Below are 17088 nucleotides of genomic sequence, written 5' to 3'. Positions count from 1 at the left end.
TTTATTAATATACAGTTAAGTGTATATTAATAGCTGCCTTTGGCCTACGCATTGTCCTCATATGCAGCTGATTTCCAAGAATGCTTGGTCTTATTGCATATCTATAAAGTGTGTTTCGTGATTTCTTGATTTCTTGATTATTCATACTATTGTGATAGCGGACACGGCTAAGATTATTGCTGAATTTGGTTAAGCAAAAAGACTGTTTGGATGCTAAAATGCATGTAATTGAGGCTTTGGGGGGTAATCGGGCCTTTAAAGGATGTGACGTGATGGAAAGAACAATTGCGTTACTGGGGACGTTAGACACTAAAGGCAAAGAGTTTGCTTATGTCAAGGCAATTATTGAAAAACGTGGTCATAAAACCGTTCTTATAGACGCCGGAACTATGGGTAGCCCTTCTGTAAAAGCAGACATAACACGCGAGCAAGTAGCGGCGAAAGCTGGCTACAGCATTGACGAACTTAATAGAGCTGACAGGGGTGTAGCCATAGAAGCTATGGCAAAAGGTGCCACTTTGTTAGTTCAGGAGCTTTACGAAAACGGGAAAATTGACGGCATAATCAGCCTTGGCGGATCAGGTGGTACATCTTTAGCTACAGCCGCTATGAGAGCATTACCAGTGGGATTCCCTAAGGTTATGGTGTCAACTATGGCTTCGGGAGATACACGTCCTTATGTAGGCATAAAAGACATTACCATGATGTATTCCGTAATAGACATTTCTGGCATAAACCGACTGTCATCTCGTATACTTGCAAATGCCGCTGGCGCCATATGCGGCATGGTTGAAGCAGAACCTTTGGAAGTTGCGAAGCAGGATCAAAGTGAAAAACCTTTAGTAGGGGCCACTATGTTTGGTCTTACAACCCCATGTGTGGAAAAGGTGCGGTCCATTTTAGAAGATAACGGGTGTGAAGTGTTGGTTTTCCATGCCACTGGCACAGGAGGAATGGCAATGGAAAGCTTAATAGAAAGTGGCTTTATCGATGCAGTAGCTGATATCACTACTACAGAATGGGCAGACGAATTAGTAGGCGGTGTGCTTTCTGCAGGTCCAACACGTTTGGATGCTGCTGGTAAGATGGGCATCCCTCAAGTGGTTTCTGTAGGGGCTTTAGATATGGTCAATTTCGGTCCCATGGATACTGTGCCGGAGAAGTTTAGATCGAGAAAACTGCATGTACATAATCCTACGGTAACTTTAATGAGGACTACATTAGAAGAAAATCGCAGATTAGGAGAAATATTAGCTGAAAAGCTTAACAAGGCAAAGGGTCCTGTTATAGTCTTTTTGCCCTTAAAAGGCGTGTCAGGCATTGACAAAGAAGGCATGCCCTTCTTTGATCCAGAAGCTGACAAAGTTCTCTTTGAAACATTGAAGAAGAATCTTGACCCACGTATTGAAGTGCGGGAACTGAATTACAACATCAATGATCCGGAATTTGCTGAAGCAATGGCAGAAGCGTTGCTTCAGTTGATTCGAAATAGCAAAGTCAATTAAAAGGAGGAAAACATTTATGGCGATTGACAGGAAGACAGCATTAGAGCGACTTCATGCTCAGGTAAAAAGTGGCAAGCCCATAATCGGAGCTGGCGCAGGCACAGGCATATCTGCTAAGTTTTCTGTGGCAGGGGGCGTCGATTTGGTCATCATATATAATTCTGGCCGCTACAGAATGGCTGGCCGAGGTTCTTTAGCAGGTTTGTTGGCTTATGGTGATGCAAACCAAATTGTTGTAGACATGGCCAGAGAAGTTTTACCTGTAGTACCTGATTCTGCTGTTTTAGCTGGCGTTAACGGAACAGATCCGTTTAGAGTTATGAAAAATTTTCTCAAAGAGCTTAAAGACATTGGATTTACCGGTGTCCAGAACTTTCCTACAGTAGGTCTAATTGATGGACAGTTCCGTCAAAACTTGGAAGAGACAGACATGGGTTACTACAAAGAAGTAGAGACAATTGCTTTGGCACATGAGATGGACATGCTCACGTGCCCTTATGTATTTAATGAAGATGACGCCATTGCTATGGCAAAAGCTGGCGCAGACATATTGGTAGCACACATGGGTCTTACCACAAAGGGTTCTATTGGAGCAAAAACGGCTCTCACTTTAGATGACTGTGCAAAGCGCATTCAGAATATTCATGATGCTGCAAAGAGTGCCAATCCAGATATCATGGTTATCTGCCATGGCGGACCTATTGCCGAGCCTGAAGATGCCCAATACATTTTTGACCATACGAAAGACATTGTTGGATTCTTTGGCGCCTCTAGCATGGAACGGTTGCCAGTAGAAGTTGCCATAAAGTCACAAGCTGAAAAGTTTAAAAACCTTAAAATGAACTGATTTGTGTTAATTAACAAGATAATAAAAACAGGTCAAAAGCAGGATGGTTATTTTGCTGTCTTGCTTTTGACCATTGTACATGTTATTAATAAAGACAGTAAAAATAACATCTACTCTGAAAGGAGATGTTGAAGGAATGTTGATTTCTTCAAAAGAAATTTTGGTAAAAGCTATGAAAGAAAACTATGCCGTTGTGGCATTCAATGTGCACAATTTGGAAACGTTGAAAGCCGTTGTTTCTGCGGCTTCAGAGATGCGTTCACCAATTATCCTACAGACTACGCCAGGAACTGTGAATTTTGCTGGCTTGGAATATCTTGTGGCGATGGCGAATGCTGCATCGAAGGAGAATGATATCCCCATGGCATTGCATTTGGATCATGCTGAAGATATTGAGTTAACCAAGAAATGTGTTGATGCTGGTTACACATCGGTTATGTACGATGGGTCGAAGTTACCATTTGAAGAGAACATAGAGGCAACAAGAAAGGTTGTTGAATATGCGCATGCGCATGGCGTTCAGGTAGAAGCAGAATTAGGGCGTTTGGGTGGCAGGGAAGAAAACATAGATGTGATGGATTATGAATCATCGCTTACTGACCCAGAGAAGGCCGTTGAATTTGTGGAAAGAACAGGCATAGACTCTATCGCTATTGCTATAGGTACAGCGCATGGACTTTACAAAGGGACACCTAAGATAGATTATGAACGCTTGAGAACGATAAAAAATATGGTGAGCATTCCAATCGTTCTTCATGGCGGCTCTGACATACCTGATGAAATGGTTATGCAAGCTGTCAAAGACGGAATAAACAAGCTCAATATCGCTACCGATATAAAGATTGCCTTCGTCAATGCTTTAAAAGCCTATTTGGAAGAGCATCCAGAAGAAAACGATCCAAGAAAGTACTTTGCTCCTGCTATCCAAGCTGCTAAGGAAGTAGCAGTGCATAAGATACAAATTGCCGGATGCCAAAATAAGGCAGACTAATTAATATTTTCTTAAAGTACAAAATTTTGGCAAAAAAGGCTTTGCGTAGCTTGATTTTGCTATAAAGTTGCTTACTTTATTAGCAAGAAAATGGCAAATTATAATCAATATCAAGTAGCTTATTGCTTAAACGAGGGAGAGATGTGTTACGGGTGAACCTAATATTTTGTTAACAAGAATTGATAACAGATTGGTTCATGGACAGGTGGGCGTTACATGGACGAAAACATTGGGTGCTAATTTAATTGTGGTTGCGGATGATGATGTAGCGAAGGATCCTCTACAGCAGCAGCTAATGGCGGTGACGGCTGAAGCAGCAGGTGCTGGTATAAGGTTTTTCACCATACAGCAGACCATAGATACCATCCACAAGGCTGCACCTTCGCAGAAGATTTTTCTTATTTGCAAAACACCAGAAGTAGTTAGAAAACTCGTAGATGGGGGTGTTCCCATTAAAGAAGTAAATGTGGGCAACATGCACTTTTCCACCGGTAAGAAACAACTTAGCAAGAAAGTTTTTGTGGATGACAAGGATTTAGAGGATCTTCGCTACATAAAATCTAAAGGGGTCAATGTATTTATCCAGGATGTACCAGGTGATCGGAAACAACAAATAGATTAATACTGAGGAGGGAAGAACATGATCAGCATCACGCTCGGGCAAGGTATAGCCTTGGCTATCCTTGCTGTAATCGTAGGTGTGGATTTTTGGCTTGAAGCGCTCTTCATTTTCAGGCCCATTATTGTCTGTACTCTTGCTGGTCTCATTTTGGGAGACTTACAAACGGGATTAATTGTGGGCGGTCTAACAGAACTGGCATTTGCCGGTCTCACGCCTGCCGGAGGAACGCAACCGCCTAACCCTATTCTCGCGGGTATAATGGGGGTTGTAATTGCCCATACCGTTGGCGTAACACCGCAGGCTGCTTTGGGTTTGGCTCTGCCTTTCAGTTTGCTTATGCAGTATATCATCTTGTTGTATTATTCAGTATTTTCCTTCTTTATGCCTATGGCAGACAGATATGCTGCTGAAGCAAACACTAAAGCGTTCATAAGGTTGAATTTGTTAATGACGGCGATTGTGGCTGTAACCTACGGTGTAGTAGTCTTCTTAAGTGTTTATGTGGCTCAAGATGCCATGAGAGCACTTGTACAATCTATGCCAGCATGGTTAACACACGGTCTTAGTGTAGCCGGAGGTATTTTGCCCGCTGTAGGATTCGCGATGCTCATGGGCGTTATGTTCAATGTGGAGTACACGCCGTTCTTGATTATCGGTTTCTGGATTGCTTCTTTCATACCATTCTCCAACATACTGCCTGTTGCTGTTATCGGTGCGGCTTTGGCCATATATGAGTATTTCAATATACAGAGGAACAAATCAAATGCTGCTATGTCATCAAACGTTTCCATGACTCCAGGTGAGGGAGGCGAAGAAAATGAAGGAATTTAACGATCCTCAAAACAAAGAACCCGAATCCAAAGAGCCTGAACAGGTTTTGACTAAAAGTGATATAACAAAGCTGGCTTTTTATTCTTCATTCTTGCAAGCTGGCTTTAACTACGAACGTATGCAAGCTTCTGGCTTTACCATGGCGCAATTACCTTTCTTGCAAAAGATTTACAAAGATGATAAGCAAGCCTTATCTGAAGCAATGAAAGATAACCTCGAATTCATCAATACGCACCCAAACTTTGCTGGTTTCCTTATGGGCTTGCTACTTTCCATGGAAGAAAAGCACATGGACAGGAATGTTATTAAGGGACTTAAAGTAGCTCTTTTTGGTCCTTTAGCAGGCATAGGTGATGCATTGTTTTGGTTCACCATATTGCCCATCGTAGTTGGTATAAGTTCTTCTTTCGCTCTGGAAGGAAGTTTGCTCGGCCCGATTTTATTCTTTGCCGTATACTTATCTATTTTCTTATTAAGGGTTCCTCTAACTCATCTGGGTTACAATCTGGGAACGAGAGCCATAGAGCTTATAAGGAATACAGCGCAAGCTGTTTCCAGAGTAGCAACCATATTGGGTATCACTGTCATCGGCGGCTTGATCGCTTCCTATGTGCATATCCAGTTGGCGCTCCAGATACCCATCAATGAAGCCAAAACCGTATCACTGCAGACAGACTTCTTCGATAAGATATTCCCTAACATTCTGCCTCTGGGTTATGTGCTTCTCATGTACTACCTTCTGAAGAACAAACACGTTAGCCCTGTGGTCCTGATTCTTCTCACTTTAGGGCTCGCCATCCTTCTTTCGGCTATTGGGGTGTTGTAGTGAGCAAAGTATTCATTGTAACTGGTCATGGGAAGTTCGCTGCAGGTGTTAAGTCTTCTTTGGATATGCTCCTTGGGGCAGGTGATGATCTCTATTTTGTCGATTTTGAAGAGACAGACAGCGATGTTACGCTGAAAGAAAAGTTTTCTAAAATCCTTAGTGAACGTAAGGATGCAGAAGTATTGTTCATTTGCGATCTGTTAGGAGGCACTCCTTATAAGGTAGCTGCTCAGCTTGCTAATGAAACAGACAAAATAGAAGTCGTAGCCGGATGCAACATTGGGTCCATAATGGAAGCTTTCATGGGCAGAGAAGAGCATTCATTAAGCGATTTGGCTGATTTTATTGTGGATGTAAGCAAGAACTTTACTATCCGTTTCAAAAAGGTAAACACAAACAGTATCAACACAAATCAGGATTTTTCTGAAGGGATATAACTCCATTTTATGGGGTAAGCAGTCTTTCTTCTCTTTGTGAAGACTGCTTACCCCCAGCAAAAAGTACTAATGGAAAGAAGGGGTTATTGATGTTACTCGGTCATGATGAGCGTTTTTTCCAAGATAAAGGCGGGTATAACACGGCACGCGAAATAAACCAACAACCGGATGTTTGGTTAAAACTGTTTGAAACGCTTAAGGGTGAGAAACAAAACATATGTGACTTCCTAACACCATTGTTCTCAAACAAACACATACGCATCATCTTAACTGGAGCTGGTACTTCTGCCTTTGTTGGCTACAGTAGCGCTGGCTACCTGAGAAGGGCATTGGGTCTTAACATAGAGGCTATAGACACTACTGACATTGTGTCAGCACCTAAAGATTATTTGTTTAAAGACAGAGAAACATTAATCATATCTCATGCACGTTCTGGTGATAGCCCAGAAAGTGTTGCTACGATTAAGTTAGCCAAAGAGCTCATTGATAATGTCCATTTTCTAAACATCACCTGTAATCCCAGCGGACAACTCTTTAAAGAAGCAGCTCACGAAGAAAACTCTCTAAACATTTTGATGCCAGAAGCTACGAACGATTTGGGTTTTGCTATGACCAGCAGCTTCACATCCATGCTTTTGGCAGAAATCATGCTTCCACACATAAAGGATATAGAAAGATGGGAATCGCTTTTTGCAAAGCTATCTCAAGAAGCTAAAAGGATATTATCAGAAGATGTTTCAGCTATTCAAGAAATAGCAAACAACGATTATAATCGCCTTGTTTATCTTGGGAGCGGTTGCCTAAAAGGGTGCGCCACTGAAGCTGCACTAAAGACGCTGGAGCTTACCCATGGTGTAGTGAATACCAATTCCAATAGCTTCCTTGGTTTTAGGCATGGACCAAAATCTGTCATCAATGACTCTACTTTACTTGGCTTCTTTGTTTCTACCGATCCATATACGCAACGTTATGAAATGGATTTGATAAACGAAGTGATTGCTGATGGTGGCGAGCGGAAACTCGTAGGTTTCTTCCCTTACAACAAAACATTAAGCGGTTTGGATTATGCCTTTTGCCTAAAAAATGATTTTTCCGATGTAGATGCAGCTTTTCTCACCCCAGTTTACATTATCTACGCCCAGCTACTTGGTATTTTCAAATCGCTCCAATTGGGTATAACGCCTGATAATCCCAATCCTGAAGGGCATGTCAACAGGGTTGTAAAAGGCGTTCGCATATACGACTTATAACAATAAGAAAGAATACATACATCTTTAGAAATTAAGAGCCTGAGCTGTAGGTGAAATGCACTACTATTCTTGGGCTCTTTTTCGTTTCCTATAGTGCTCTTTGTGGCTACGAGAATCGGCAGTTTGCCTTTCTGCTTCAGTTCTTTTGTTAGGCTTTACTTTAACCTTTTTACATGTTCAGGAGGATTTTCCATGTTTCGAAAACTTCGTAAGTACGGAACTACAAGTATGAGAACATATTACATAACAAAAACATTACTAGAAATCGCAGGTAAATTCAGTGAGGAGTCTACCGAGATGTAATTGTGTCTTATTTACTACGCTGAGAAGAATCTCCTATAGAAATTTCTCGTGTTCTATTTTGTTAATGAGTCTTAACTCTCTTTAGCCATAGTGATTCGATGGGGGATATACTGTTTAGTGAACGCCTTTAGGTATGGGAAGAGTCCGCCTGCATTATATAGTAGGAACAAACTTTCTTCTCTGATTAAAGGTACTTAAATGACCACACATTCGTGATAAACATCTAAGCATAGTCTTCCTTTTAAAATACTGCCGGATTGTTCGTCCTATAATTAGATGTTTTTTGTACTAGCATATATTATCATTAAATAACAATATGATTATGGAATAGAAATGGGGGCATTATGGCAAGACAACAAAGGCAGAATACGGGGAGGACATTTCGGCAAACAGTACAGCAATACGTAAGCCAAGCCGCGAACATTTACAGATTAGTTCCATCTATAGATCATGCTTTCTATGAAATAATGCGATTATGTTAAAAGATAATGTTGTTATAAGTGGGACTGGTATAAAAGACTTTACTGCGGATGGACTGCATTTGCTCATGCGAGAGCCTGTTGACAGATTGATACGCGAATAGACTGTGACAAAGAAGGACTAGACAGTATGCGCATTAAGGTGCAGTTTATTTCTTTAGATGGCAAGCCTATAACGTTACCATTGCAGTACTTGTACAGCATACATAAATTGGTTTATCAAATGTTTACGCCAGAAACGGCACGCCTTATCTACATAGATGGTTTCCCGTATGGAAACAAAAAACTAAAGCTCTTCTCTTACTCACGCATATTGGAACATGGTAAAGTGAACAAGGAAAAGCGAGAAATTAGCTTTGATAAAACTATGACATTTTACTTTAGCAGTTCTCTTCTGCCTCTTGTAGAGGATTTCGTGCAGAATGCTTTTACCAAAGAGGAAATAAGGCTCGGAGGTAATAACATACTCTTGACGCAGTGCGAAATAATGCCAGATCCACCAGCAAAGCAAAAAATAACCATAAGGATGGAGTCACCACTAACTGTTTACGACTCCTTCTCTAAAAACGGCAAAGTTTTTACGCATTACTACGCACCCGTAGATTCTCAAGCTAAAATTCTGGTAGAGGAAAACGCTAAAAGTAAATATGCTGCTACACAAGTAGCTTTAGGCAACAGTATTCACGAAAATGCGTTCAATGATATGCACTTAAGCATCGAACCAAAGCATTTCAATATTATAAGGGATAAAAAATTAGTGTATTTCAAGGGCAAGGTCATAGAAGGTTACACGGGTTACTATCTTTTGCAAGGCAACCCAGAACTGATAAAGATAACCTACGACTGCGGTTTGGGGGCAAGCACATCTCAGGGATTTGGTGTGTGGAGCCCTGTTGAAAGTAAGGGGGCGGTAACTTAATGATAGAAAGCATAGCTATGCTGGGACATTTAGAAAACCAGCAGTATGGCGATGACAAAATCCGTAAAATGGTGCAAAGCTGTTACAACCATAAGGTTAAAGGAAAGCAGAAACTAATAGAAATAAATTTCAACATCACAGGCAACGACGTATTGTACAACAAAGTAATATTAGTAGATTTGCGTCCAGAACACGGAGAGAAACTTTTGTATAACGGTGGATTTGGAAACAGTTCTAACCCTTCACCCAGTGCTTTCCAAACAGACAATGATACATTCGGGCTTAAGATACTTGGTTATTTCACGAAAACACTTGAACTGAAAAATTTATCTGAAGAAGAAAAACATTTCCTAAATAAAGTATATGAAGAACTGCTGAAGAACGAAAATAAAATCCGTTCAGAGATACAAAATAATTTGCAACAAAAAGAAAAAGGTGACAACTTTTTTATAACGCTTACGTTTAACGACGGAGAAACAACGCTGTTCCCAAGAGATATCCCACTGTTTGTGAAAATCTTTGAAACGTTGCTGTTGAATCTTGATAAAGAACCTAACAAAGAAAATGAAACTTTAACAGGAACTTGCAGCATTTGTGGAAAAAGCGATGTGAAGCTGGCCTTTCCCTCCACAAAGAAGACTTACAAATTCTTTAATAAAGATAAAAGTGGACCCTTCTACGATTTAGATGAGAACAATATCTACAATGCATTTCCAGTGTGTGAAGAATGCCTTAATGACATAGAAAGAGGGAAAGAATATATAAAAGAAAATCTTGAATTTACTTTTGTGCAGGGATTGAAGTATCATCTCATACCGCAGTTTTTTGTAAGCGATGAAGCAGTAGAAGAGTTCCTTAAAATTGTGAACAGTTCAGATAAAGAAGAAGTTAGAGAGTTACAGCAACATGTTAGAAAAGAAGAAATGGTTCTATACAAGTTAGGCACCTTAAGTGACACTATAGCTGTAAATTTCCTATTTTTGGAAATAAAGAACGCTGCAGAAAAGATTGTTATGTTCATACAAGATGTTTATCCTTCAAGGCTGAGAACGATATACGAAGCCAAAGATGCTGTGGACAGTATATACAGAGAAATGTTTCCTACTATACATGATTTCTCTTTCTTGTTTGTTAGGGATTTCTTTCCAAGAAAAGGTAAGTACCAGAGTGGCAGTGAGAAAACGAAGGGCTTAAACAACTACTTCTTAAATGTAACCAGATGTATCTTTGAAGGCAGGCCGCTGGACAACGCCTTTGTGTTTAGATTTGTGATGAACAAAATAATTGAAGAATTTCACAGCATGCAAGCAGGTGAGAAAAACGCCTATTTTATACCGACTGTGAAAGAAGCGGAAATGCTTATCATGTTTTTACAGAAGCTCAATCTGTTAAGGGGAAAGGAGACGACAAGGATGAATAAGGATGAACTGTTTGACGATTACTTTGAGAAGTTTGCTGACTTGTACGGCAGCCCCCTCAAGAGAGGGCTCTTTCTACTTGGAGCCGCCGTAAACATTTTTACAATGGTGCAACTAGGGGAAAACAGATATGGTAACGCACCATTTTTAGATGAACTTAAAGGCTTGAAGATGAACTACTCTGATTTCAAAGGGCTAACCAGTAAACTGCAAAGCAAGCTGTTTGAGTATGGAAAAGCGGTAGAAGAGAAAAACAAATGGATGCTCCGCCGTGCTAATAGAATACTAGGCAAAGCTACAGAGTACCTCTTGCAGGTTACAGAACCTGATGTAACAGTACAGGAGATGAACTTTTACTTTGTAGCCGGCTTCCATCAAGGGTACGATATAAGCTCACACGTTGGGAGCAAGCTAAAAAGTCTAAGCCAAAGCGATGAAACAATAGAGGATAAGGAGGATAAGGAGAATGAGTGAAATCGGCAGGAGAGAAATTCTGTTCCTTTACGATGTGATTTATGCTAACCCTAATGGTGATCCTAACGATGAGAACAGACCCAGACTTGACGAAGAAAGCGGCAAGCTGTATGTTACTGACGTAAGGTTAAAACGCACTGTTAGAGACTACATGAAAGACATTTTAGGCAAAGAGATATACATCTATGAAGAAACCGACGAAGAAGGCAAAAGGATAACCAAAGCGGCTCGTTTGAGGCAAAGCTTTAACAGCAGTCCCATAGAAGCGATGAGACACTGCATAGATTTAAAGCTGTTTGGAGCAACATTTGCTATTAAAGATAAAGAGAAAGAAAACAATGACAAACCAAAAGGCAAATCAAAAAATAAAGCGGTAGAAGAAAATGAAGATACTGATTCAGATGAAGAAAATGAAATAAAAGAAAAGAACTTAAACTTCACAGGTCCTGTGCAGTTCCGCTTTGGTAGGTCTTTGCATGCAGTAAAGCTGCAAAATGTTAAAGGAACAACTGTGATGCCCAAAGGTGAGAATAAAAAAGCAGGCACGTTTACAGATAAGTGGATAGTGCCTTACGCTTTAATCGGTTTTGAAGGCGTTGTTAACGGCATTACAGCAGAGAAAAACAGAGAATTCTTAGAAAAGAAAGCGAAAGAATCTGATGGTTTCGGCTTGACGCTTGAAGATTTAGACACAATGTACCAAGCAATGTGGCGTGGCACAAAAGAGCTGTTTACCACATCTAAAGCTCAGTCTCCCATGCTACTTTTAGAGGTAGTGTACAACGACGAAACATACCACATAGGAGACTTAGAACGGATGCTCACTGTAAAAACCGAACTCAAGCATGAAGATATCAGAGATACCAAAGATTACCTGCTGGATACTACAGATCTTGTTAACGTTCTGAAAGAGCATGCAGACAAGATACGCTTCATTAGAGTGAAACAGAACCCGATACTGAACACTGCATACGGCGATGAGGTAAAACCTATAAGCGATATCCTTAAGGAACACGGCTTTGAGGTGCAGAGTTTCTCATTTGAAGGATAGGGTTCGCTATGGACACAGCCGTAGTATTTGACCTATGGGGTCCCTTAGCAGTATATAGAAAGTTCTACACGAATTCTTCTGTGCTGTCTTATGCCTTTCCGCCACCTACAGCAGTAAGGGGGCTTGTAGGAGCTATTGTAGGCATTGATAAAAGCAAATATGCCGCTGAGCTAAAAGACATGGAAGTTGCGGTAAGCTTAAAACATGTTAAAAAGACACTGCACATGACGCTGAACTACATTAAAACGATAGATGGAGAAAATGCACTCGGCAAAGGCAGAACACAGATACCTGTTGAGATTATTAAAGACCCCTACTACTGCATCTATGTAAGAAAACTGCCACAGCAGATAAAAGAACAGCTAGTAACAATGCTTTCCGAACACCGCACAGTTTTTACTCCATACCTTGGTATGAGCGAAATGATAGCTAACTTCAAGTTTATAGGTGAATATGAAATAGAAGAAAACAACGGTTCTGCAGTAGTAGACAGCATTGTGCCTGCAAAGACGATCGACGTAGAGAAGATAAGAGAAAATGGTAACAAATTAGGCAAAGAACGCATACCATTCTACCTAGATGCAAATAAGAAACCTCTATCCTACATGGACATAGCGTACGACGTGAATGCAAAACCTATACCTATGAAAGGCAGTTACAGCATTGTAGGTAAAGTTCCAGTAAAATTTCTTACCAGCGAAAATATTGTGAAAAGCACATAATAATGTCTGTTTGACTCGCACTGTTAAGCTTGCAAAAACTTCGATGATAAAGAAATTATAGAAAGTAGAGGCATACAGCGGTGTGGCTTCTGAAGTACCTTGAAGATAGTGACGCCAGTAATAGGCTGCGAAAAGGAAGTTCAAGTTAATGCGTGAAGGTATGGTAGACAGATTTGAAACCGAAGGAGAAATTGCGGTTGTAGAAACTCTTGCAAAAGACGTTATAGTTCAGCACAAAGAGATGTTCTCCGACAGTGATGTACATGCAAAAGACTATGTATATGAAACGCCTAACGTATTATGGGCAGTTGATAAGAATAAAACGCAGTAACGCACAGCTCAGGCAGAAAAGCTCATGAACGAGCTGTTTGAAAAGGAGGTTGGCAGTGAACAGTAAGAAGATAATCTCCATTCTTCTCACAGGTTTATTGGTCATCGGTTTCCTTACCTTTACACCTGTCAGGGGTGCTGTAAAACTTACGGTAAGCTACATAAATGTAGGAGAAGGGCTGTCAGTATTAGTGCAACTGCCGAATGGGAAAACTTTGCTTTATGATGCCGGGCCGCAGAAAGCAGTTAGCACAGTAATCAGCTATCTTAAAAGTAAGAAAATAACTAAGATAGATGCGCTTGTTTTAAGTTGCCTAGACAGTGACCATATAGGTGGTGCAGATGAGGTAATAAAAACCTTTGCTATAGGTTCTATTTATATGCCTAAAGTAGTTCAGAACACACAAAGCTACTTAGATGTATTAAATGCTGTAAAAGCTAAAGGATTAACTATTAAAACTGCACAGAAAGGCGTAACCATCTCTCTTGATCCCAGTGTGAAGATTGCCATGTGGAGCCCTCTAAAAGCTTACTCAACCGATGATATAAACGACTGGTCTGCTGTAACGTCCGTTGTCTATGGTAGCACTTCGTTTCTATTTTCAGGCGATGCTGAAACCAAAGCGGAGAATGATATGCTGTCTGCTGGTGTAGTAAAGCCTCAAACAGTTTTTCAGGTTGGTCATCATGGCTCAAAATATTCTACTTCCACTGCATTTCTAAATGCAATAGAACCTAAATATGCTGTCATCTCTGTAGGGACAAACAGCTATGGGCATCCTACTCCAGAAACCATAAGTAGACTGCAAAGTGCGAAAGCACAGATACTCCGCACTGATAAGCAGGGGACTATCGTAGCCTACTCCGATGGCAAAACAGTTACGTGGAATGTCAAACCATGGGTAGTTACTGTAACAAAGCCAGCTCCGTCAACTCCTGCAAAATCTACAGTTAAAGTGCAAATTGTCAGCAAAGACCTTGCAGGCGAAAAGGTAGTCATAAAGAACAACGGCACAACAGATGTAGATATGTCTGGGTGGAAACTTATCAGTGTGCAAGGCAATCAAACGTTTACTTTTCCACAAGGCTTCATCCTTAGAAAAGGTGCTTCTGTAACGGTTGTTTCAGGTAAAAACGCTTACAACAATCCACCATCTGTACTGATGTGGAAGAAGGCGAACATGTGGAACAACGATAAAGACCCTGCTAAACTTCTGAACAGTAGTGGAGTCCTGGTCAGTTCAGTGCCTTAAAGAAAGTTAAAGTTAGGAGGTGCATAGTGTGGGAGAAAGAAATAATTCAGCTTCCAACAATTTATACTCTCATCCGCAAAAGCTCTTAGCGGAACATTTGCTCAACGTTGCAAATGGCACCAAACAGATACTGCAAGAAAGCATACCTGACAGCTATACATACAAAGATACAGTTATAAAGGCAGGCTATTTGATAGGGCTTACGCATGATCTTGGTAAGTGTACAACGCATTTTCAAGAGCATTTGTTCAAAGGCAAGAAAGGCGACATAACGTACCACTCTGCTTTATCTTCTCTGTTTAGTTTCTATATTGTAAAAAACATGTTAGACAAAGAACAAATACCAGATGACTTAAGAACTGTTTTGGAAGCTCTTTCTGTGGTGCTAGTAAAAAGTCATCATGGAGACTTAGACAATGCCATAGAGGTTTTGGAAAGTTGTTATGAGAGCGTTGTTTTGCAACAAATTAATGCAATTTCTCAGAGCAGTTTAGAACAGCTTTTTAGAACTATACATTTAGAAAATTGGTATCCTGCTAAAATAAGCACAGAAACACTGAAAAATTGGTATAGGCAAGCAAATGAAAAAGATTTAGTTTGCTTGGTACCTTGTTTAATAGATACTCTAAACAGCCAAGAAAAACCAACATACTACGTGCTGTCTAACATGATGTTCTCTGCACTTATAGAAGCTGATAAGATGGATGCGACGATAGGTAGCATGGTAAGCGTACCTGACTATTCTGTTAGCATAGATACTATTGAACAGTATCAAGGTAATTTAGCAAGAAGACCTCTTTCCAATCTGCGTGAGCAAGCTTACAAAGAAGCGATGAGTAACATAGATACAGTGATACAACAAGGACTGCCTCATAGATTGATGCTTCTCACACTGCCTACGGGACTTGGTAAAACCATTACGTCATTTGCAGTGGCTAACCGCATTAGGACAACTCTTAACAAGCCTTACAGGATAATCTATGCTGTGCCGTTTATAAACATCATAGAACAAAATGCAGATGTGTTCAGCAACCTAATCAAAACGCAGTACGGCAGAGAGCCCACATCAGACATGTTACTTCTGCACCACCACCTTGGCGATGTCTACTACAAGACCGATGAAAAGGACTACGATGTAAATAAATCTTCTATACTGATAGATAGCTGGAACAGCAGTAACATCGTTACCACATTCGTTCAGTTGATGCACACGCTTATAGGAAGGTCTAACTCCATGCTTATGAAATACAACAAGCTTGCAAACAGCATCATTATACTGGATGAAGCACAAGCACTGCCGCTCGGCTACTGGAAGCTGACAAGCAAAATGCTCAATGAAACATTAGAAGAATTAGACTCTTATGCTATTGTAATGACTGCAACCAAACCGCTTTACTTTGAAGGAGTAAACCTCGTAAATAACAAATACGACATAGAAAGCCGATACACGCTTGATGCAAGCACATACATAGGTATAAGTTCTATGGAGCAGTTTGCAGAGCAGTTTGCAATAGAACCAGACAAATCCTACATGTTCATTATGAATACGATACGTGAAGCTGAAACAATGTATGAGCTGATAAAGAGTAAAATCCCTTCAGAACAGATAGGTTTTCTTTCTACACATATTGTGCCTAAACAGAGGCGTGAAGTAATAGAAAAAGCTAAGAACGGTACTTTTAGGATACTGGTATCTACGCAGGTAGTAGAGGCAGGCGTAGACTTGGATTTTGACGTAGTTGTAAGAGATTTCGCACCGTTGGAAGCGTTAGTGCAGTCAGCAGGCAGATGCAACAGAAATGCTGTAAGAGAAAAGGGCATGGTGTTTGCAACCAACTTCGCCGACGAAGCTAACAATAATAAGCCTTTCGCTTTATACATTTACGATAAGACGTTGCTCGATCTTACAGAAGAGTTAGTGAAAGGTAAAGCCATTGAAGAAGAAAACATAAGCGGTTTGTTTGAGCAGTATCTTTGTAAAGTTGAACAACGTAAAGACACCGACACAGTATCTGACAGGATATATAAAGACATAATGGAGCTTAATTACAGTGGCATAGAAGAATTTAAGGTTATCAAAGATGAACACCCGCAAGTAGACGTATTTGTAGAATTAGACGATGAAGCATCTGAAATATGGAGCGAAGCTGAAAAACTTGGAAACATAGAAAATCCATTTGAAAGAAAGCACAAGTTTGAAGAGCTGAAAAGAAAGCTGTATCAGTACGTAGTATCTATCCCTGCTGATGTGGAAAACCAGCCTATAGTAACAGATTTGCTACCATACGTGCCTAAAGGCAATCTAAGCGATTACTACGACCCAAAGACAGGCTACAAAGTGAAAGGTAGCTCTAACACACGGTGATCTCCTCCCATGACTAAAGGCACAGGCTTCCTCCTTGATTGAATGAAGCTTGCACAGATGTAGGAAATAATCCCTATGTCTGTGCAGCGGTTTCTCTCCAGTGACTTAAGTTCGGGCCGATCCAACCCTACGCAATTCTTCCCAACCCTAAAGGAGTAGGTTTCCCCATCGCTCTCTCGTAAATCTCATGTCGCCCCCCGATAGTGCAAAAACACTGGGGGATCGACATGTTCATGAAAACATTAAACAACGTAGTATGGTTGCTATGTTTAATATGTTATAATGCGTGAAAGTGTTATTGCCAAGTTTGCAAAAACTTCGGTGATAAAGAAAGCATAAAAAGTAGGAACACCCAGCAGGGCTTGCAGTTTCTAAAGTACCTTGAAGGAATTAAAACAGGAGCTGTGGAGTATATGAGAGACGAAATAAGGAAAGTTTCTAAAGTACCTTGAAGGAATTAAAACC

General features: G+C 40.5%; 15 protein-coding genes. All 15 read left to right on the top strand.

What is annotated here, in order from left to right:
• Positions 1-272: 272 nt before the first annotated feature.
• The 15 genes from D890_RS0106745 to D890_RS0106670 all read left to right on the top strand — a co-directional run bounded on the left by D890_RS0106745 (position 273) and on the right by D890_RS0106670 (position 16623).
• A complete protein-coding gene (locus tag D890_RS0106745; RefSeq protein WP_018963759.1) occupies positions 273-1505 on the top strand; it encodes a Tm-1-like ATP-binding domain-containing protein in 1233 nt (410 codons plus the stop codon).
• 16 nt (positions 1506-1521) lie between these two features.
• The gene (locus D890_RS0106740) at positions 1522-2352 is read left to right on the top strand and encodes a phosphoenolpyruvate hydrolase family protein (RefSeq protein WP_018963758.1); all 831 of its coding nucleotides are present in this window, start codon (positions 1522-1524) and stop codon (positions 2350-2352) included.
• A 136-nt stretch (positions 2353-2488) separates the two neighbouring features.
• Positions 2489-3343 (top strand): class II fructose-1,6-bisphosphate aldolase, encoded by an 855-nt coding sequence (fba, locus tag D890_RS0106735; protein WP_026291345.1) that lies wholly within the window; start codon positions 2489-2491, stop codon positions 3341-3343.
• A gap of 166 nt (positions 3344-3509) precedes the next feature.
• Positions 3510-3965, top strand: a complete 456-nt coding sequence (gene agaB, locus D890_RS0106730) for a PTS galactosamine transporter subunit IIB (RefSeq protein ID WP_018963756.1) — start codon at positions 3510-3512, stop codon at positions 3963-3965.
• An 18-nt stretch (positions 3966-3983) separates the two neighbouring features.
• Positions 3984-4796, top strand: coding sequence for a PTS galactosamine transporter subunit IIC (gene agaC, locus D890_RS0106725; RefSeq protein WP_018963755.1), 813 nt, complete (start codon positions 3984-3986; stop codon positions 4794-4796).
• Positions 4783-5622 (top strand): PTS galactosamine transporter subunit IID, encoded by an 840-nt coding sequence (agaD, locus tag D890_RS0106720; protein WP_018963754.1) that lies wholly within the window; start codon positions 4783-4785, stop codon positions 5620-5622. Before agaC ends, agaD begins: the two co-directional genes overlap by 14 nt.
• The gene (locus D890_RS0106715) at positions 5622-6059 is read left to right on the top strand and encodes a PTS sugar transporter subunit IIA (protein ID WP_018963753.1); all 438 of its coding nucleotides are present in this window, start codon (positions 5622-5624) and stop codon (positions 6057-6059) included. Before agaD ends, D890_RS0106715 begins: the two co-directional genes overlap by 1 nt.
• Before the next feature lie 89 nt (positions 6060-6148).
• Positions 6149-7309, top strand: coding sequence for an SIS domain-containing protein (locus D890_RS0106710; protein WP_018963752.1), 1161 nt, complete (start codon positions 6149-6151; stop codon positions 7307-7309).
• A 912-nt stretch (positions 7310-8221) separates the two neighbouring features.
• The gene (cas6, locus tag D890_RS0106700) at positions 8222-9010 is read left to right on the top strand and encodes a CRISPR-associated endoribonuclease Cas6 (RefSeq protein ID WP_018963750.1); all 789 of its coding nucleotides are present in this window, start codon (positions 8222-8224) and stop codon (positions 9008-9010) included.
• Complete coding sequence (locus tag D890_RS0106695; protein WP_018963749.1) at positions 9010-10902, top strand: TIGR02556 family CRISPR-associated protein; 1893 nt, start codon at positions 9010-9012, stop codon at positions 10900-10902. The genes cas6 and D890_RS0106695 overlap by 1 nt, the downstream gene beginning before the upstream one ends.
• Entirely contained in the window at positions 10895-11953 is a 1059-nt protein-coding gene (gene cas7b / locus D890_RS07695; RefSeq protein ID WP_018963748.1) for a type I-B CRISPR-associated protein Cas7/Csh2, read from the top strand. Before D890_RS0106695 ends, cas7b begins: the two co-directional genes overlap by 8 nt.
• Positions 11954-11961: 8 nt before the next feature.
• Positions 11962-12675, top strand: a complete 714-nt coding sequence (cas5b, locus tag D890_RS07690; RefSeq protein WP_018963747.1) for a type I-B CRISPR-associated protein Cas5b — start codon at positions 11962-11964, stop codon at positions 12673-12675.
• 148 nt (positions 12676-12823) lie between these two features.
• Positions 12824-13006, top strand: a complete 183-nt coding sequence (locus tag D890_RS0106680) for a hypothetical protein (RefSeq protein WP_018963746.1) — start codon at positions 12824-12826, stop codon at positions 13004-13006.
• A gap of 55 nt (positions 13007-13061) precedes the next feature.
• On the top strand, positions 13062-14258 hold the full coding sequence (locus D890_RS0106675; RefSeq protein ID WP_018963745.1) for an MBL fold metallo-hydrolase: 1197 nt from the start codon (positions 13062-13064) through the stop codon (positions 14256-14258).
• A 28-nt stretch (positions 14259-14286) separates the two neighbouring features.
• On the top strand, positions 14287-16623 hold the full coding sequence (locus D890_RS0106670; RefSeq protein WP_018963744.1) for a CRISPR-associated helicase/endonuclease Cas3: 2337 nt from the start codon (positions 14287-14289) through the stop codon (positions 16621-16623).
• Positions 16624-17088: the final 465 nt, after the last annotated feature.

Origin of the sequence: Coprothermobacter platensis DSM 11748, assembly GCF_000378005.1 — a bacterium.
GTDB lineage: Bacteria > Coprothermobacterota > Coprothermobacteria > Coprothermobacterales > Coprothermobacteraceae > Coprothermobacter > Coprothermobacter platensis.
This window is presented reverse-complemented; position numbering and strand designations above follow the sequence as displayed.